This is a genomic window from [Clostridium] scindens ATCC 35704 (assembly GCF_004295125.1).
Taxonomy (GTDB): Bacteria; Bacillota; Clostridia; order Lachnospirales; family Lachnospiraceae; genus Clostridium_AP; species Clostridium_AP scindens.
This window is the reverse complement of record NZ_CP036170.1, coordinates 956,048-974,101: the sequence shown is the minus strand read 5'-3', so window position 1 is coordinate 974,101 and position 18,054 is coordinate 956,048. Positions and strand designations below refer to the sequence as shown.

Sequence of the window (18,054 nt, the reverse complement as noted above, 5' to 3'; positions counted from 1 at the left end):
ATTTAGTTGTTATAGCGTGAGATATGGAAACGGAAGTTCCGAGTTTTCATCTTCATGTGCATGTTCCCTGAAATAGCGGAACTCCTCATCCAGCTCTTTATAATGGATAAAATCATTTAGATATCTCAGATCTTCTTCTGCGCATCGGTGATCTTCTATGAGATCAAGAAGATAATCATTCATCTCCTCATAGCGTTCCTGAAGATTTTGATATTTTTTCTGTTCTTTGATAACTTTTTTATTTTTAGCCATTGTTACCTGCCTCCTGACTGCTGATTCTTGAAAGAGTTGCATTGATGCTTGATTCACGTAACCGATTATTGATCCCCGGGAACAGAATCAGTTCCACATGGTGGGTGAGCCTGCCAATCAGTGCTGTTGTCATCCGTTGGTCATAAAGAACGTTCACCCACTGTGAGAATTCAAGATTCGTGTTTAAAATCACCGATTTCTGCTCGTGTATCTCAGAAAGATAATCAAACAGAAGCTGTGAACCGGTGCGGTCATACGGAACATATCCGAATTCATCCAGAATCAGTATCCGGGCACTGTTAAGCTTCTTTTTCAGTGCAGTAAGCTTTCCGCTGCTCTGACTCTCGGAAAAGAGATTGATAAGTCCGGCAGTGCGGTAGAATCTTACCGGAATTTCCTGATTACATGCAGACATTCCAATCAGAATGGAAAGCATTGTTTTACCGGTTCCTGTTCCTCCATACATGATGACATTTTTTCCTGTATGATAAAACTCCAGGTCTAACAGGCTTTGGAAGCTGACGTCTTCCGGGAAATCTATCTCATCTGCCCTGAATTCCTCCACGCGGTATCTACGTGGGAAGCCGGCGGTATTGAGGAACTTGCTCTTCCTTTTTGCTGTACGGTATTCAATTTCGTTTGTCAGGAGGTTTAAAAGGTATTCCTGCGGTGTGTCTCCTTTCTGCTCGAAAGCCTGCCCTGCAAAGTTCGTGGACAGCTTGAGCTGTTTGCAGCATGCTGCAATGGATTTTTCTATATCAGCCATTTGAGACACCTCCCTTCTTAAGGGCGGCATCCAGCATTTTCAGATCATTTCTGAACGGAATGACCTTCTGCTGTGGCAGTAAAACTTTGTTTTCAAGCGGAGGCAGAAGCGGTACATCTGCATAGGTTCGCCTGTAAAGGCTCTGCAGACTGTCCGGATCTGTGGCATTCAGCCGGACTGCTTCGTCAACTGTTCTGACAGCACTAGCAAACCCGGTTCTTTCCGTAAGTTCTGCAAGCACCTTCAGGACACGTCCGCGTTCCTTGCTTTCGCAGTTATCCATGTATATCTGCATGGTTTGTGGCATCATGTCATATATGCCGCTGTTTCGAAGAGAACGGGGTTTCCTGGCGATATATGTAAGGTATGGCAGCCAGTCCATTCTTTCATGTTCATTGCCGTAAAGGCGCTTATGACGCACCACTTCGTGCATATCTTTGTCCATGACAATCACATCAGAGGATGTAATCTTGAGATTTACAATGGACTCACAGAAAGCCGGTGAAGCAGAATAACGGTGCTTTCCTGCGTCAAGAGTAAACTTTCCATATTTATCCGTTGTTGCCGTTGTGTAAAGTGCCGTATCAAACGGAACGGAAGGAAGCGGCAGTAAACGAGCCTTATCTTCTTCAAACAGTTTACTGATAAAGCGGTCATCATCGTCATCATAGTGCTCACGCTGCATATCGATTTCACAACGATCCAGAAGATGCTTGTTTTCTTTCACAAGATCATCAAAGCGGGGTACCGGTACAAGTTCGTTGCGGCGCAGGTAGCCAACCTTGTTTTCCACGTTTCCTTTTTCCCATCCGGATTCAGGATTCATAAAAACCGGCTTAATGCGGTAGTGTTCACAAAAGCGTTGAAACCGCTCTGTTACATTACGCCCGCCACCTTTGATGATTTCGGTAACAATGGTTCTGGTATTGTCAAACCAGATTTCCGTGGGAACACCACCGATGTGCTCAAATATGGCAACCAGTCCTTCCAGAAGACATTCCATGTTTTCGCCATAATTAAGCTGGAGGAAACCTCCGTTACTGTAGGGAAAACTGAGCACAAGGTACTTAGCCTCGTGATGAAGCCTGTCATTTTCATAAAAATCGGCTGTTCCAAAGTCTGACTGGGCTTCGCCGGGATGATGATTAAGAGGGATATAGCCATCGGTTCTTTTTAGCCGTAGTTCCTCTTTCTTCTGTTTGACGTATAAGGCAACAAGCCGATAACTGCAGCCGAAACCATCTGCTTCATCCTTGAGGCGTTTAAATACTCTTTTGGCTGTATGCCGTTGCTTTCTTGGTGCAAGCTTGTCTGCCTGCAGCCATTCATCAATCAAAGGTTTGAATGGGTCAAGCTTGGATTCGTGAACCTCTGATGATGCAGGTTTGGGAGATGGATTGTTAAAGTCCTCCATATCCACATATTTTTTGACCGTTTTCCAGTTAAGGCCGGTCTCAGATGCGATTTCAGAAATGTTCTTATCTTGCCGGTAGAACATATCTCTGATATGATGTATCTGATCCATTGTAGTTGACATTCTCCTTTCCTCCTTGTCTTTATTGTTTGGACTACAATAAAGATAAGGTTAATGGTTTTTGGATATACCTGCAATGGATCTTTTCATGGGAATGCTCATACTTGGTGGCTGCCACTCAAGCGCTACACCGTTCCTGAGCGCTTCTAGCGAATGCCTTGCAACTTTCTCCAATTTGGAGATGCAACATTCTCCAATTCCCGTTTGCAACTTTCGGTAATTCTATTTTACAATAAACACGCTTGCGATCTTGAAGGTCAGGACGCCGAAGAAAGAATTGTACATGACCGAAATAGATACACGGATATCCATTGTATGGAAAAGGCAGGATGGGGACTGGAAGGCCGTACATATTCATCAATCAACTCCGGATGACAGGCTGGCAGGGCTTGCTGCCTTTAACGCTGAGGTGGCCAGAAATACATATAATAAGATTAATGACGTAATAAAGAAGGAAGCCCGGACTGATTCCATGACAAGAATTAATAATATGGAAGGCTTTGTGGAGCAGGCGCAATATATATTTAAATGTTATCCCGATCAGAAATTTGCCGTGATAAAATTCGGTATCAGAGATTTTCGGTTTATCAATCGGACCTATGGCTTTTCTACCGGGGACCGGCTATTAAAAACGATAGCGAGAAACCTGGAAGAGGCGTGCGGCAGAAGGGAAGTATGTGGACGTATAGAGAAAGACATCTTTTCCATTCTGCTGGTTTACGAGGGAGAGAACAGCATGCGCCGCAGGATGGAGGAGATCCGCAGGGAACTGACGAAAGACGGATGGATTAAGGAGATTGAGTTAGAGGTGTGGCTGAATGCGGGCATCTACATACCGACAGATACCAGGTCAGAAACGGTCAAGGGGATGCTTGATAAGGCGCTGATGGCAATGCAGAGCATTCAAAAATATGTGAAGGAGGACCGTTATGCATATTACAGCGAATGGATGCTGCAGCAGCATTATAACAACAGCCAGATCCTGGAATGGGCTTCATCAGCCATAGAGAAGAAGGAATTCAAACTTTATATTCAGCCGCAGTTTGATATGAAGACGGAAAATATTGTGGGGGGAGAGGCTTTGTGCCGCTGGGAACTATCCAATGGCTTGGTGATTATGCCCAATGAATTTGTATCCCTTTTTGAGGATTATAACCTGATATATAGATTTGACCTGTATATGCTGGAACTTGTGTGCAGATATATGAATAAATGGATGAAAGAGGGAAAGCAGTTAAAGCCGGTCAGCGTAAACCAGTCCAGGGCAGATATAGAACAGGACAGTTTCTTTGAAGACTTCTGCAGTATTGTGGACCGATATGAGATACCCCATGAGTATCTCACCTTTGAACTTACGGAATCGGCATTTATCGAGGAAGGGAACCGGATCATGAAACTGGCGCGGGAACTGCACAGGAAAGGATTCAAACTTGCGATTGATGATTTTGGAACGGGGTATGCATCTTTGAATATGTTGAGCGTCGTGTCGGGGGATATCCTGAAGATTGACAAAAGTCTTCTGGAATCGGATAACCGGCGGACGAGGGTTATTTTTGAAAAAGTGATAGAGATGGCCCATAATATGGATATGAAGGTTGTGTGCGAGGGCGTTGAGACGCAGGAGCAGCGCAAGTTCCTTTGCAGGCTGAACTGTGATATAGGCCAGGGATTTCTTGCAGGCAAGGCAATGAAGGTAGAAGACTACGGAAAACGCTATATAAAAGGGCGGTTATAAAATTGTAACTTTTGTAATATATTTTTAACAATTTTGTTCGTATATTTTGACAATAGCCATGCCTTATGCTAAACTTATATAAGTAAAAATGTAAGATAACATCAGTTTTTGAATAAATAATTTGAGGTGAGCGATTTGGATAAATATGAATATAGGGTAAAGACAGAGCAGATGCTCGAGCACATGGAGCAAAAGCAGTATAAAAAGGCTATGGAGATAGCAGATACTATAGACTGGCGAAGGGTAAAAAATGCATCAATGCTGAATACGGTCAGCGAGATATATGAGTACAATGGAGAATTCCAGAAGAGCAGGGATATTTTATTCGTTGCATTTGACCGTTCCCCCGGGAGCAGGAAGATTGTATACCGGCTGGGAACGCTGGCATTGAAGATTGATGATATAGAGGAAGCATCAGACTGTTATGAAGAGTTTGTAAAACTGGCTCCGAAAGATCCGAACCAGTTTATATTAAAGTATAAGATATTGAAGGCGCAGGGCGCGCCGCTTACAGAGCAGATCACAGCGCTGGAAGACTTTAAGAAAGCCGAGTATGTCGAAAAATGGGCGTATGAGCTGGCGAAGCTGTATCATGAGGCGGGCATGACTGCAGAGTGTCTGGAAGAATGCGATGACCTGATCCTTTGGTTCAGTGAAGGCAAGTATGTCTATCAGGCGATGGAACTTAAGATGAAGTATAAGCCGCTGACACCGCTTCAGCAGGAGAAGTATGACAATCGTCCGGGAGCGCCGAAGAAGGCGGCTGCCGTTAAGAGCCAGGCGGCAAGGCGCGCTGCAGTTGCGGCAGATTCAGCAGCGGCGGCAGTCAAGGCTGTGGCAGAAAAAGCCAAAACTGATGAAGAGGAAGCAGAAAAGGAGCCGGAAGAGGTCGAAGGCGATACGCCGCTGAATGAAGCAGAACTGGAATCCGTATCAGAAGCGGTCAGCCGGGCGCTGCCGGATGAAGCGGAAGAAGATGCAGAGGAGTCCGAGGAAGCTGGCAAAGCCGTGGTAGAGGAGATCGCCGAAGAAGCCTTTGTAGAAGAGCAGCCAAAGAAGCACTCCGCTATTACCAAGATAGTAAAAGGGGCTACGCTAGAAGAAGCCCTGGCAAATGGGGTGGCGGTAGCAAGCGGCATTAATATAGAAGAAAAAGCCATGAAAGAAAAGGAAGAAGAACTTCGGATCACCGGCCAGATGCGAATCGAGGAGATTCTTCAGGAGTGGGAAGCAAAGCAGAAAGCGAATGCTGAAGCAATAGAGAAGCAGAAACAGAAAGACGATGAGAGAATCCGCAAGGAGCGGGAGGCAGCCAGAAAGCGTAAGGAAGCGGAGCGCCGCGAAGTGGAAAGAAAGGCAGCGGAAGCAGAAGCGGCACGTAGGGCTGCGGAAGAAGAGGCGGCCAGAAAAGCGGCCGAGGAAGCGGCACGCAAGGCAGCGGAAGAAGAAGCAGCCAGAAAGGCGGCCGAGGAAGAAGCCGCGCGCCAGGCAGCAAAGGAAGAAGCGCTGCTTAATCCGGTCGTAGAGGCAAAGACGCAGAAAATTCCTGATGATATTGTAAGGCTGGTAGAAGAGATGGAGAACGGGCTTCTGGAAGAAGATGAAGTCGATTACCAGGAGCCAGAGCATCCTGACGAAGGACTGGCAATTAATGCAGAACTCTTTGACGAACTGGAAGCAGTTGGGGAAGATGCAAAGGAAACGCAGCCAGAAGAAGCAGTTGATGAAGAAGCAGTTGAGGAAGATGTAGTCGAGGAAGATGTAGTTGTAGAAGAAGTAATTGAAGAAGCGCCTGCAGAGGAGGACTTCGAGGAAGAGGCTCTTGAGGAAGAGGAACTTGAAAGCGAGTACGAAGAGGAGTACGAGTCGGTTGAATTTGAAGAACCGGAAGATTTTGTAGAGTCGGATTTTGATGAAGCGATCGGTGATTTAAGTGACGAAGACTTTGAAGAAGAGGACTTCGAGGAAGAGGACTTCGAGGAAGAGGACTTCGAGGAAGAGGACTTCGAGGAAGAGGACTTCGAGGAAGAAGACTTCGAGGAAGAGGACTTCGAGGAAGAGGACTTCGAAGACGACAGTTTTGAGGAGGCTGACTTCGATGATGAAGATTTCTTCGATGACGATGACGAAGAAGAGGACGACGAAAAACCGGCGCAAGAGGAATTAGAGATAGAGGAGCCTTCTGAGGAGGAGATTCAGGCTAGAATCAAGAAGTCAAAAGGGGGCGGAGTTCCGTTTGATACAGGGTTCGTGGTAACGGGCCGTTATGACCTTAGCGCTACGAGCGAGATTGGGCTGAAAGCCGGGCTTACGGAAGAGCAGAAGAAATTGTTCTCCTACTTCGTTCCGGTCAGGGGTATGAGCGAGCAGATTGTAGAGGTTCTGGATAATGACCGCAGAGCCCAGAGGGAAGGTACTTCAAAGACGGGCAACCTGATGGTTATCGGCCGTAAGGGCTCCGGAAAGACGGTGCTTGCGGTTGATATTGTCAAGGCGATCCAGAAGCAGAGGAATCTGAAGCAAGGAAAAGTAGCCATCGTTACAGGCGAGTCTTTAAATAAGAAGGAACTTACCAATATTATCCAGAAACTGCGAGGCGGAGCGATTATCATCGAGAAGGCCGGAAAACTGAACTCCAGGACCATTAAGGAATTGAACTACCTGATGGAGAAGAAGACCGGCGAACTGCTCTTTGTTCTGGAAGATCAGAGAAAGCCGTTAGAGCGTATCTCGACCGCAAATCCGGATTTTAAGAAGAAGTTTACATCCAAACTGGAACTTCCGGTATTCATTAATGATGAACTGGTAACCTTTGGCCAGACATACGCGAAAGAGAATGGCTACAAACTGGACGAAATGGGAATTCTCGCATTGTATAGCCGTATTGATGTAATGCAGAGAGAAGACCATGCGGTGACGGTTGCTGAAGTGAAAGAGATCATGGACGAGGCCATCGCGCACTCCCAAAAAGCCAATGTTAAGCACCTGGCAAGAAGGGTATTTGGCAAAAGTACGGACGATTCTGACAGGATAATACTGAAGGAAGAGGACTTTAAAATCTAAATAAGTGAAAAGCAGGGTTTTGGCAAGCAAGATTTGTCAAAACCCTTTCTTTTTACCCTTCCGTAAAGTATAATATTAGTAAATCGCAGCAGGAATGTGAGGGGTGAAGATATGGCAGAAAAAAAGTTGAAACCATATGAAATAGGCGAACTGGACCATTATTTATTTGGGCAGGGGAATCATTACGAGATATACAAGAAGCTGGGTGCCCACAAGGTAAAGAATGGGAAAAAGACGGGCGTATATTTTGCAGTCTGGGCTCCGCATGCACGTTCGGTTTCCGTGGTTGGAGAGTTCAATGAGTGGGACATGGAAGCAAACCCTATGGAGAGACAGGAGCCTCTTGGCATATATACCTGTTTTGTTCCCGGGGTAGAGGAATATGCCATGTATAAGTACTGTATCGAGACGTACACCGGAGAGTATGTATTTAAGGCAGATCCCTATGCCAATTATGCGGAATTGAGACCGGGCACCGCATCAAAGGTTGTGGACATCACGGATATGAAATGGACCGATAAGGCCTGGATGGACAGAAGGATCCAGTGGAATCACACAGAGGAGCCGGTATCCATATACGAAGTACACATTGGCTCATGGAAAAGACACCTAGGCAGGGAGGATGAGGGATTCTATAATTACAGGGAATTTGCGAAAGAGATCGCCAAGTATGTAAAGGACATGGGATACACGCATGTTGAACTGATGGGGATTGCGGAACATCCATTTGACGGCTCCTGGGGATATCAGGTGACGGGCTATTTCGCACCGACTTCCCGTTATGGAACGCCGGAAGATTTTGCGTGGATGATCAATTACCTTCATAAGAATAAGATTGGCGTGATCCTGGATTGGGTTCCGGCTCATTTTCCCAGAGATATCCATGGACTATCCAACTTTGACGGTACCCCTACTTATGAATATGCCGACCCGAAGAAGGGGGAGCATCCGGACTGGGGTACCAAGATATTCGATTATGGGAAGAATGAAGTCAGAAACTTTTTGATATCTAATGCGCTGTTTTGGATCGAGCAGTTCCATGTGGACGGCCTGCGAGTAGATGCGGTAGCGTCTATGCTCTATCTTGATTATGGCAAGCAGGACGGACAATGGGTTGCCAACAAGTATGGCGGCAATAAGAATCTGGAGGCGATTGACTTCTTCAAGCATCTGAATTCTGTGGTGCTTGGAAGAAATCCGGGGGCACTAATGATTGCTGAGGAATCTACGGCATGGCCGAAGGTAACGGGGGACGTAGAAGAGGATGGGCTAGGATTCAGCCTAAAATGGAATATGGGCTGGATGCATGATTTTACCGAATATATGAAACTGGATCCTTATTTTAGGAAGGACCATCATAACCAGATGACTTTTGCCATGAGTTATGCGTACAGCGAGAACTATATTCTGGTATTGTCCCACGACGAAGTGGTGCATCTGAAATGTTCGATGCTCAATAAGATGCCTGGGATCGGAGCGGATAAGTATTCCAACCTGAAGGCAGGCTATGCTTTTATGATGGGGCATGCGGGCAAAAAGCTTCTCTTTATGGGGCAGGAGTTCGCACAGCTTAGGGAATGGAGCGAGGAAAGGGAGCTTGACTGGTATCTTCTGGCTGAGGAGGAGCATCTAAAGATGCAGAATTGGGTCAGGGATCTGCTTCACCTCTATAAGCGGAATAAGGCCATGTATGAGCAGGATCAGAGCTGGGAAGGATTTGAATGGGTCAATGCGGATGATGCTTATAGAAGCATCTTCAGCTTTATCCGGCATTCCAAGAATAATAAGAAGAATCTGCTGTTCGTTTGCAATTTTACTCCAGTGGCAAGAGACGATTACAGAGTGGGAGTGCCCAGGAGAAAGCAGTATAAGCTGATCATGAACAGTGACGACGCAAAGTATGGCGGTACAGGGGAAGAGAGGCCGGAGGTCTATAGAGCGGTAAGGAAGGACTGTGACGGCAGGCCATATTCATTTGCATACAAGCTGCCTGCATATGGAGTGGCGATCTTTGAATTCTAGATAGACGTATCGTAAGCGAATAGGTAATAAAGGATGTTTGAATAAGAAAAGGGGATGTCGGTTAATACCGATTTTTAAACTCTAAATCCTAAAATAAGAATCTCCCATAAAAATCAGTGTTTTTCATACTTGATATTCTTTGGGAGATTCTTATTGTTCTTTTTCTGTATATATTTTAGGGCGCAAAACACCCATAACTGCATTTTTGAACATGCACATTTTTTAAGCCGTCTTTTCCTCGGTTTTTCCTTCGAATTTTTTAATCTCTTCATGAAGAAAACGATGATATTTATTCATGTTCCGACCAATGGCATACAGCATGAATTCTTTATACACCTTCTCTGACGTTCGGTAGTTGAATCTTCGGAAACTATCATTTTCCTTGATATCTCCAAAATGTCCTTCTGTCTGGATGGAACGGATCTGACGATTTAGAATCCCTTTCTCACTTTGGATGTTTGCATGGGATTCCTCTTTCAATGTTTCCCATTGTTCATTGATCTTCATAACTTTGTTTTTCTCAGCATCTTTTTCTGCGTTATATTTATATAAGCATTTCGCTTTGTGTTCACAACCACTACAGTCTGCACATCCGTATACCTCAAAAGTCTGGGTATAACCCGGCTGTTTTTTGGTCTCTGTGCGGATATGATGCAATCCTCTTCCGTCATGACAAACATAATACCGTTCATCCTCAAATATCTGTGTTTTCATGTTGTAATATTTTCCAATATCTTCTCTGTAAGCGCGTGTTTTCCGTTTTTCATGATCCTGCAGCTTGATGTAACTGGATATCTTATTTTTCTTTAAATACAGAAGATTTTTCTCGCTACAATAACCGCTATCTGCGGTTACTTCTTCCAAAATCTCCCCAAATGCATTTTTATGCTTTTCTAAAACCGGAATCAGTGTGTTATAGTCTGTCCGGTCATTGCTTACATAAGCATGGACAATGAAATAATTCTCTACTGCGATCTGAACATTATATGCGGCTTTTAACTGTCCGTTCAGCATGTGATCTTCTTTCATTCTCATAAAGGTGGCTTCTAAATCTGTTTTGGAATAGCTGTTCCTGTCCTTTCCCATGATCTCAAAACATTCTTTGTATCCCATAAGGCGTTCGCCGCAGGTTTCTAATTCCTCATAAAGCTGCTGGAGCTCCGATTTCCTCTTCCCTTTTCCGTAAACAAACGCAATCTGTTCCTTCTCTGCGATCTGAGTCAGATTTTTCTGAAGTTTCAAAATCTCCAATGGGGAACAGTTGTCAATCTCGATGATCGTATTATTGGACAACTTTTTATGTTTTGTCAGTTTTCGCTTCCGGTTCTTTTCAATGACATCTCTTACCTTATCCATTCCTTCGATCACAAACATATGTGCATGGGGAATGTCATATTTTATGCCATACTCATTTTCATCTATCCATGCATTATACTTCTGATACAGTGAATCAATCATATCGAGTAAGCCTGCGAGATGATAATTGATCGTCCCTCTCCACACAAATGTATAGCGGTTTGCATTGGCCTCTATTTTTGTTCCATCAATAAAAAGGGATTTCAATGTGATCAGTCCTTCTTTTTGCAGGCGGCGGAGAAACTGGTAATTCAACTCATCCAATACATCTGCAGTCAGTCTTTTATTCTTGAACTCATAAAAAGCATCCCTTTTTGGTTTCTGACCTTTGGTAAGCCAGATAAATGCAAGGTCTCTTTCGCATAATTCCACAATACGGTCAACAGCTCTAATCCCACGCATGTTTGCGTAAGTAACTACGGCATACATCATAATTGGGTTATACCCGGTTCTTCCCTTATCTGAACAATTGGCCAACAAGCCAGAAAAATCTAATTCCTCCATCACTTTTTTCAGGGTATAGACTGGATCGTCGTCAGGTAAACACAATTCGAAGAAACTGAAGTTAATTTTCTGTTGCCCTAATTCAAAAAATTCGTTATAATACTTATTGTTTAGCATAGTTACATTATAACATGTAACGGAGAAGAGATGGTTGTCGTTAGCCATCTTTTTCTCTTTTATGGAAAAATTTCAGGGGCAGATGTGACCTGGTATGAGTCACATCTGCCCCTATTTGGAACTATCTATTTCCCGATAGCCCCTTCATTCATACTATGCTATTGTGCGGTGCTGCCGTCATCTGGGGTTCCGGAAGTATCGGCGGCGCCTGTATCCGAACTTCCATCAGAGGCATCGCCAGAATCATCCGTGTCGTCCAGGCCGGTTCCGTCATCCGTATCGTCTGTCTGTTCGTCAATGGATGTTCCATCGGTAGAATCTGTGGCGTCATCTGCGCTGTCTTTTGTATCGCTTACATCTGCGTCATCGTTTGTGCTTTCGTCTTTTGCGTCATCGGCCTCATCATCGCTTCCGCCGAACAGGTCTTTGAAGAATCCTACGATTTTGTCCCAGAAGTTTTCCTTTTCTTCTGTCTGCGAATTGATGGCATCCAGCGTGCTGTCTATTACGGCATCTGCGCCGAGAATGTCATCCTTGGTATCATTAATGATGCCGCCATCGCCGGAATCACCGGTGAAGAAGCCTTTGATGGAACTCCAGAGTCCCGCAAAGAAGCCTTCGTCCTTGCCTTCCAGATTCTCCAGGGTCTTTTTTAAGGCCTTTACATCATAATCATACTGGGAGATATTCTCCATCAGAGATACAATCTTTGCCATCTGTTCGTCTGTAAGGGTGATGTTGATGTCCTTCGCGGCATCTTCCACTGCATCCTTAATATCGTCAGGATCTGTCAAGCCGTCTTCTATAACGTCTTGTTTTACTTCGTTCATAAGATTTGTGGCTTCCTGCTGCCCGACCTCGTTTGCAAGTTCACCGGTAGTAACCAGCTCTTCGGTTGCGGCCGCCTTCTGATCTTCACTTAACTTCTCTCCGCTGGCGCTTTCGTAAGCCATCATAATTCCGGTCAATGCTCCCGTACCGGATACTTCGATGGGAGATGCTGCAACTACATTACAGTTTTCCACGCCGGATGTCAGCAATGTGCTGGCGATCATGGAACTTGTCACAAAGGTAAGGTTAGCCACCTTTACTTGAACACCGCCGCTGCCAGTCGGCTCCACATAAGAGCAGCTGTATGTACGGGTTCCGATCTGCTCTTCGGACGCGATCCCTTCCATATATTTTCTTTCATCAGCGTTGGTAACTTCTATGGTCTCAACCTTGTCCGAGGAGGTCCCGAAATATTCATACATGGACTTCTTCTGTTCGTCCGAAAGGTTGGCCCCAAGGGTTACGACCTTGGAGTTGTCTGCTTTTGCTACCATCGGCATGCTGGCACAGGTAAGGACTGCTGCCATCATGACGGGTATGATTCTTTTCATCTTTCTCATAATGCCTGGTGTAATTCACCATGCCCCCTTTTCATTATTCTCGCAAGGGCTGCGGCCCGGATATAAGGCGCGCAGCCTGCGGTTCTTTCATTTATCTCCCCTAATATAACATATCCGGCTATATTTGCAAAGAAAATATGCCTTAACTATTTCTAAAGATTTTCTGTAGTCTCTGCTCGAACTGGACTTCGTCGATAATCCCCTGCATGATGCCAAGCAGCCTGCCATTCTGGAAAAATACGAATGTGGGAACAATATCCGCATCGTATTTGGCGGCAAGAAGGGGGGATTCATCGATTTCCACCTCGCAGAACCGTACTTTATTACGGTACCTGGGTTCGATTTCCTCAACGATTGGCTTCATCATAGCGCATTTGCCGCACCAGACGGCATAGAACATGACGACTACCGGAAGCGGGCTGTGCTTAGTCTCTGCATCAAAATTTCCTGCTGTTAAATGTAGCATAGTATCAGCCTTTCTTATAGGATCTGTAATCAGCACTTGGGATTCAATGTGTGATACACCTCATCCATAGACTTTTTCAGACAGGACAATTTTTGGTTCAGCCCTCTTCTGCGGTAAGTGAATTCACATATTTTGTGCTTCATGCCCTTTTTGTTTCTACGTCCCATATGCTTACTTCCAGACACAAGTTCTTCCTTATTAATATATGCAGCCCTATGCCGGGGATTTCCTTTTTGCGATCAACTTGCAGATGGGATTGCCCAGAGATGAGAATTTCTCCTCATACTCCGTCATAATATTACCTTGGCTCATGAATTCGTCATGGTGAAGGTCATAGGTACAGCTGGCAAGTTCGAAGGTGGATGATTCGCCCAGCTGCTCAACGGAGAAATCGAATAGCAGACGGTTATCCGTCTTAAACTCGACGGAGCCATCTTCGGCTAGTACCTGGTCGTATCTTTCGAAGAATTCTTTGGAAGTGAGGCGCCTTCTTGCGTGCCTTGCCTTAGGCCATGGATCGGAAAAATTCAGATAGATGCGGGAAACTTCGCCGGGGGCGAATACATCCGCGATATCCTGGGCATCCATACAAAGAAAGCGGATATTGCGAGAAACCTCGGTGCCGAAAGCAACATCCTGAAACTTTTCCACCGCCCGCAGAAGAACGCTTGAATATCGCTCGATTCCAATGTAGTTGATCTCCGGATGGAGCGAAGCAAGGCTCAAGAGAAACTTTCCCTTTCCCATGCCAATCTCAATGTGGATCGGATGGCTGTTTCCAAATATTTCCTGCCAGGATCCTTTGTGCTCTGTCTCGTTCTTTATGACTTCCGCGCATTGGCTAAGAACGCTCTGCGCGCGGGGAATATTTCTAAGGCGCATGTGTATACCTCCTGTTTTCAAGCATTTATGCATATTTCCTAGTGTATCTTCTTGAGGGGAAAAAGTCAATGTGGGAAAGAGCTGGTTTAGGGTTTGTAATAAAGAAGATTTTTGTTAAAATTGACTATGGTAATTTAAATAAATAGGAGTATTATTATAGAATAAGTATAGATATATGCAAATAAGCAGGAACGGAGGGGCATATGGACTCTATTATTGAGAAACTGTCTGATATCGAGAATACGGCGGAAGCAATCGTAGAACATGCAGAAGCCCAGAAGTATGGGATCGAGAAGAAAATTCAGGCAAAGAGAGACCAGTTCGACAAGGATCTGGAGGCTCAGACGCAGAAGAGGCTGGATGAGATCCGGGCAGAGGCGGAAGCGAAGATGGATCAGATTCTAGAGGAGCAGCGGGAGAAGAACCGCTCCACAATTGACAATCTGAGGAAGGAATATGAAGAGAATCATAGCGCATATGCCCAGGAGATTTTAAAGCATATTATAGAGGTGTAGATCATGGGGAACGTAATGTCATATAGCGGGATCGTTGCAAAGATCCGGGCTATGCAGGCGAAGCTCCTTACCGATAAGGATTTTGAGAACATTGCCAATTTAAGAAGCGTGCCGGAGGCAATCGACTATCTGAAAGAAAAGCCTGCCTATGCGGAGTATATGAATCAGATGGACATCTCCCTGTATCATAGAAGGCATGTGGAGAAGGTGCTGTACCAGTCCTTGTATGATGACTATACAAGGATATTCCGCTTTGCAGGGATGGAGCAGAAGAAGTTCTTAAAGGTGTACTGGAAACGGTATGAGATTGACTTGATTAACTATTGCCTGCGGATTGTATTTAACCATTATGATAAGCCGTTTGATCTGGATTATAAAAAGGAATTCTTTGACAAGTATTCAAAACTTTCCATCGACAAGATGATCGCGGCCAAGAACATAGACGAACTGGTGGATAGCCTGAAGGATACGGAATACTATGCGCCGCTTAAGAAACTGAGAGATTCTAATGCGGCCACTTTATTCGACTATAATCTGGCTCTGGACTTATACTATTTTTCCACCATGTGGAGAAAGCAGAAAAAGATTCTGAAGAACAAGGAAAAGGAACTTTTAACAAGGGATTACGGCACGAAGATCGACCTGCTGAATGTCCAGTGGATCTACCGGGCGAAAAAGTATTATCATATGCTGCCTCCGGATATCTATTCCCTGACTATACCGATCCAGTACCGCTTAAGCGTTGCGGAGTTTAAGGGACTTGTAGAGGCCCCGACGCTGGAGGAATTCGAGCATCAGCTGGAAGAGACGTATTATGCAAAAAAGTATCAGCATATGGAAGGCAAGACTCTGGAGCAGATGTATAAGGAATGCCTTATGCATCTGTATATTACTGACCGCAGGCGCGATCCGTATTCTATTGCTACGATAAATACCTACTTATTTTTAAAGGAAGAAGAGATATATAAACTAACAACAGCCCTTGAATGTATCCGTTACGGCTTATCTTCAAGAGAAACGTTAGGATACTTAGGAGGTGTAATTCAATGATTGTAAAGATGAAGTTTTTGAGCATCAGCGGACCCAGGACGGATATTGACCGCGTCTGCGACGTATACCTGTCCAAATACGAGATGCAGCTCGAAAACGCGGTCACAGAACTTAAGACGACAGATAATCTGCTGCCTTTTGTGGAAGTCAATCCTTACAAGGAGTCCTTGGCCAAGGCGGAACAGTTTGCCGCCCTTCTGCCCCCAAGCGATGCAGTGGCGGATTCCATGATGACCCAGGATGAGATGATTGCCATGATCCGGGAGATCAACCATGAATATCTGGAACTGCAGGAGAAGAAAGAACTGCTTAAGAAGAGCAGGGATGAACTGAAGGATAAGTTAAACGTAATGGAGCCGTTCAGGCCGCTGGAACTGGATCTTCATAAGGCGCTCAGGTACCGGTATATGAAGATACGGTTCGGACGGATCGGCGTTGATTATTATAGGAAGCTGGAGAAATATTTGTTTGAGGATCTCAATGCCGTATTCCTGGAGGGAATCCGAAACGAGAATTTCGTCTATGGATGCTATTTTGTGTCGAATACGGAGGCAAGCAGAGTAGATTCTGTGTTCAATTCCCTTCACTTTGAGCGGATATCCATTTCCGGTGAATATATCGGGACACCCTCGCTGGCTTGCGAAAGCCTGCAGCAGGATATCGACAGCACGAATGAGAAGATCGATGCAGTGGACAAGGAGATCGAGGAACTGATGAGAAGCCATGCCTCCAAACTGTTAGGGGCACAGAAGCGGCTGGAGGAACTCTCCAATAACTTTGATGTCAGGAAGATGGCAGCGAGGCTGGAAGAAGGAGACAATAAGGAGGACTATTATATCCTCTGCGGCTGGATGGGAGAAGCAGATGTAGCCGCGTTCTTGAAGGAGTCTGAAAATGATGACAAAGTGTTCGTGGTAGTGGAAGAGGATCGGGAGAAGTTCTTTGGAGATCCGCCGACAAAGCTTAAGAACCCTAAGTTCTTCAAGCCCTTTGAGATGTTTATACGGATGTATGGACTTCCGGCCCATGACGAGATGGATCCTACGGTCTTTGTAGCCCTGACGTATACCTTTATCTTCGGGGCTATGTTCGGAGATGTTGGCCAGGGATTGTGCCTGTTCGTTATAGGAGGACTCGTCTACCTGATGAAAAAAGCGAATCTTGCAGGAATCATTTCCATAGCCGGAATCTTTTCTGCGTTTTTTGGGTTCATGTTTGGAAGCGTATTTGGATTTGAGGATGTTCTGCCAGCCATATGGCTAAGGCCTGTGGATGCAATGACGAATCTGCCGTTCATCGGCCAGCTGAACACCGTATTCATCGTGGCGATCGCCTTTGGCATGGCGCTGAATATTCTGGTAATGCTGTTCCATGTCATCAATGCCATACGGGCGCATGATACGGAAAATATTTGGTTTTCGAATAATGGGATCGCTGGACTTGTATTCTATGGATTTCTGGTACTGACGGTAGCCCTTTATATGACTGGACATAAGGTGCCGGGCAATATCATGATGGTGGTATTCCTTGGAATCCCTATCCTACTGTTTCTATTTAAAGAGCCGCTTACCAATCTGGTGACGCGTAACCATAAGAAGCTGGAAGAGGGCAAGGGGATGTTCCTGGTACAGGGATTCTTCGAATTGTTTGAGACGATGCTCAGCTACTTTTCCAACACCCTTTCCTATGTGCGTATCGGGGCATTCGCAGTCAGTCATGCCGCGATCATGGAAGTCGTGCTGATGCTGTCCGGGGCGCAGGATGGAAGCCCGAACTGGATCGGAGTCATCATAGGCAATATTGTCGTATGCGGACTGGAAGGCCTGATCGTGGGCATACAGGTGCTGCGCCTGGAATACTATGAGATGTTCAGCCGGTTCTATAAAGGAAGCGGACGGGAATTCAAGCCATTCAATAATCATAAAAAAGAAAAATAATAATCCAATTACAAGGAGGATATCAATCATGACATTAACGGTAAAACTCTTACTTATTGCAACACTGGTGCTTGGCATCATCATTCCATTTGGCTATTTTCTCATTGGGGAGAAGACAAAGAAGCGGTATAAACGCGCCATCGGGGCGAACGCATTCTTTTACTTCGGGGCCTTCGCTATAGCGGCCATCATGATGTTCGCCGGCGATCCGGTAAAAGCCGCGGATACGGCCCAGGCTGCTGCTTCTAATGCTACAGGATTCGGCTACCTTGCTGCTGCGCTGTCCACCGGTTTGTCCTGCGTAGGCGGCGGTATAGCCGTTGCCAGCGCCGCCAGCGCGGCTCTTGGCGCTATCAGCGAAGATTCAAGCGCGCTCGGTAAGTCGCTGATTTTTGTAGGTCTTGCAGAAGGTGTATGTCTGTACGGACTGATCATCTCCTTCATGATCCTGGGTAAACTGTAAT

Annotated in this window: 15 protein-coding genes; 7 read left to right on the top strand and 8 right to left on the bottom strand. The window is 45.4% G+C overall.

Annotation, left to right across the window (positions count from 1 at the left end; all coding sequences use genetic code 11):
* Positions 1–9 precede the first annotated feature (9 nt).
* The 3 genes from HDCHBGLK_RS04985 to istA are packed head-to-tail and all read right to left on the bottom strand — an operon-like array spanning position 10 to position 2,543.
* Entirely contained in the window at positions 10–252 is a 243-nt protein-coding gene (locus tag HDCHBGLK_RS04985; protein WP_004604852.1) for a hypothetical protein, read from the bottom strand.
* Complete coding sequence (locus HDCHBGLK_RS04980; protein ID WP_004605482.1) at positions 245–1,018, bottom strand: ATP-binding protein; 774 nt, start codon at positions 1,016–1,018, stop codon at positions 245–247. Before HDCHBGLK_RS04980 ends, HDCHBGLK_RS04985 begins: the two co-directional genes overlap by 8 nt.
* Positions 1,011–2,543, bottom strand: coding sequence for an IS21 family transposase (gene istA / locus HDCHBGLK_RS04975; protein WP_004605483.1), 1,533 nt, complete (start codon positions 2,541–2,543; stop codon positions 1,011–1,013). Before istA ends, HDCHBGLK_RS04980 begins: the two co-directional genes overlap by 8 nt.
* A gap of 292 nt (positions 2,544–2,835) precedes the next feature.
* Here istA and HDCHBGLK_RS04970 point away from each other — a divergent pair, with 292 nt between their 5' ends.
* The 3 genes from HDCHBGLK_RS04970 to glgB all read left to right on the top strand — a co-directional run bounded on the left by HDCHBGLK_RS04970 (position 2,836) and on the right by glgB (position 9,372).
* Positions 2,836–4,287, top strand: coding sequence for a bifunctional diguanylate cyclase/phosphodiesterase (locus HDCHBGLK_RS04970; RefSeq protein WP_233440738.1), 1,452 nt, complete (start codon positions 2,836–2,838; stop codon positions 4,285–4,287).
* Between the two features lie 171 nt (positions 4,288–4,458).
* Entirely contained in the window at positions 4,459–7,350 is a 2,892-nt protein-coding gene (locus tag HDCHBGLK_RS04965) for a hypothetical protein (protein ID WP_050755147.1), read from the top strand.
* A gap of 111 nt (positions 7,351–7,461) precedes the next feature.
* A complete protein-coding gene (gene glgB / locus HDCHBGLK_RS04960; protein WP_004607660.1) occupies positions 7,462–9,372 on the top strand; it encodes a 1,4-alpha-glucan branching protein GlgB in 1,911 nt (636 codons plus the stop codon).
* A 222-nt stretch (positions 9,373–9,594) separates the two neighbouring features.
* On the opposite strand, the gene HDCHBGLK_RS04955 is transcribed toward glgB, so the two are convergent.
* From HDCHBGLK_RS04955 to trmB, 5 genes are all read right to left on the bottom strand, one after another.
* Positions 9,595–11,349, bottom strand: coding sequence for an IS1182 family transposase (locus HDCHBGLK_RS04955; protein WP_330578474.1), 1,755 nt, complete (start codon positions 11,347–11,349; stop codon positions 9,595–9,597).
* 158 nt (positions 11,350–11,507) lie between these two features.
* Positions 11,508–12,740, bottom strand: coding sequence for a DUF1002 domain-containing protein (locus tag HDCHBGLK_RS04950; RefSeq protein ID WP_004606614.1), 1,233 nt, complete (start codon positions 12,738–12,740; stop codon positions 11,508–11,510).
* 142 nt (positions 12,741–12,882) lie between these two features.
* Positions 12,883–13,206 (bottom strand): thioredoxin family protein, encoded by a 324-nt coding sequence (locus HDCHBGLK_RS04945; RefSeq protein ID WP_009248367.1) that lies wholly within the window; start codon positions 13,204–13,206, stop codon positions 12,883–12,885.
* Between the two features lie 29 nt (positions 13,207–13,235).
* Positions 13,236–13,373, bottom strand: coding sequence for a hypothetical protein (locus HDCHBGLK_RS18910; RefSeq protein ID WP_004606612.1), 138 nt, complete (start codon positions 13,371–13,373; stop codon positions 13,236–13,238).
* 46 nt (positions 13,374–13,419) lie between these two features.
* Positions 13,420–14,088 carry a tRNA (guanosine(46)-N7)-methyltransferase TrmB gene (gene trmB, locus HDCHBGLK_RS04940; protein ID WP_039909636.1) on the bottom strand — a complete coding sequence of 223 codons (669 nt, stop codon included), beginning with the start codon at positions 14,086–14,088 and terminating at the stop codon, positions 13,420–13,422.
* Between the two features lie 203 nt (positions 14,089–14,291).
* On the opposite strand from trmB, the gene HDCHBGLK_RS04935 reads away from it, so the two are divergent.
* From HDCHBGLK_RS04935 to HDCHBGLK_RS04920, 4 genes are read left to right on the top strand one after another with little or no spacing between them, the layout of a single operon-like run.
* Positions 14,292–14,603: a hypothetical protein gene (locus HDCHBGLK_RS04935; protein WP_004606610.1), complete on the top strand. Its 312-nt coding sequence runs from the start codon at positions 14,292–14,294 to the stop codon at positions 14,601–14,603.
* 3 nt (positions 14,604–14,606) lie between these two features.
* Complete coding sequence (locus HDCHBGLK_RS04930; RefSeq protein WP_004606609.1) at positions 14,607–15,653, top strand: V0D/AC39 family V-type ATPase subunit; 1,047 nt, start codon at positions 14,607–14,609, stop codon at positions 15,651–15,653.
* The gene (locus HDCHBGLK_RS04925) at positions 15,650–17,590 is read left to right on the top strand and encodes a V-type ATP synthase subunit I (protein WP_004606608.1); all 1,941 of its coding nucleotides are present in this window, start codon (positions 15,650–15,652) and stop codon (positions 17,588–17,590) included. The genes HDCHBGLK_RS04930 and HDCHBGLK_RS04925 overlap by 4 nt, the downstream gene beginning before the upstream one ends.
* 28 nt (positions 17,591–17,618) lie before the next feature.
* A complete protein-coding gene (locus HDCHBGLK_RS04920; RefSeq protein WP_004606607.1) occupies positions 17,619–18,053 on the top strand; it encodes an ATP synthase subunit C in 435 nt (144 codons plus the stop codon).
* Position 18,054: the final 1 nt, after the last annotated feature.

Bases quoted from the DNA above. Each gene is read 5' to 3' on its own strand.
- trmB (WP_039909636.1), bottom strand. From the start codon at position 14,088: ATGCGCCTTAGAAATATTCCCCGCGCGCAGAGCGTTCTTAGCCAATGC.
- HDCHBGLK_RS04965 (WP_050755147.1), top strand. From the start codon at position 4,459: ATGCTCGAGCACATGGAGCAAAAGCAGTATAAAAAGGCTATGGAGATA.
- HDCHBGLK_RS04950 (WP_004606614.1), bottom strand. From the start codon at position 12,740: ATGAGAAAGATGAAAAGAATCATACCCGTCATGATGGCAGCAGTCCTT.
- HDCHBGLK_RS04930 (WP_004606609.1), top strand. From the start codon at position 14,607: ATGGGGAACGTAATGTCATATAGCGGGATCGTTGCAAAGATCCGGGCT.
- HDCHBGLK_RS04970 (WP_233440738.1), top strand. From the start codon at position 2,836: ATGACCGAAATAGATACACGGATATCCATTGTATGGAAAAGGCAGGAT.
- HDCHBGLK_RS04955 (WP_330578474.1), bottom strand. From the start codon at position 11,349: ATGCTAAACAATAAGTATTATAACGAATTTTTTGAATTAGGGCAACAG.
- HDCHBGLK_RS04980 (WP_004605482.1), bottom strand. From the start codon at position 1,018: ATGGCTGATATAGAAAAATCCATTGCAGCATGCTGCAAACAGCTCAAG.
- HDCHBGLK_RS04945 (WP_009248367.1), bottom strand. From the start codon at position 13,206: ATGCTACATTTAACAGCAGGAAATTTTGATGCAGAGACTAAGCACAGC.
- HDCHBGLK_RS04920 (WP_004606607.1), top strand. From the start codon at position 17,619: ATGACATTAACGGTAAAACTCTTACTTATTGCAACACTGGTGCTTGGC.
- glgB (WP_004607660.1), top strand. From the start codon at position 7,462: ATGGCAGAAAAAAAGTTGAAACCATATGAAATAGGCGAACTGGACCAT.
- HDCHBGLK_RS04985 (WP_004604852.1), bottom strand. From the start codon at position 252: ATGGCTAAAAATAAAAAAGTTATCAAAGAACAGAAAAAATATCAAAAT.
- HDCHBGLK_RS18910 (WP_004606612.1), bottom strand. From the start codon at position 13,373: ATGGGACGTAGAAACAAAAAGGGCATGAAGCACAAAATATGTGAATTC.
- HDCHBGLK_RS04925 (WP_004606608.1), top strand. From the start codon at position 15,650: ATGATTGTAAAGATGAAGTTTTTGAGCATCAGCGGACCCAGGACGGAT.
- istA (WP_004605483.1), bottom strand. From the start codon at position 2,543: ATGGATCAGATACATCATATCAGAGATATGTTCTACCGGCAAGATAAG.
- HDCHBGLK_RS04935 (WP_004606610.1), top strand. From the start codon at position 14,292: ATGGACTCTATTATTGAGAAACTGTCTGATATCGAGAATACGGCGGAA.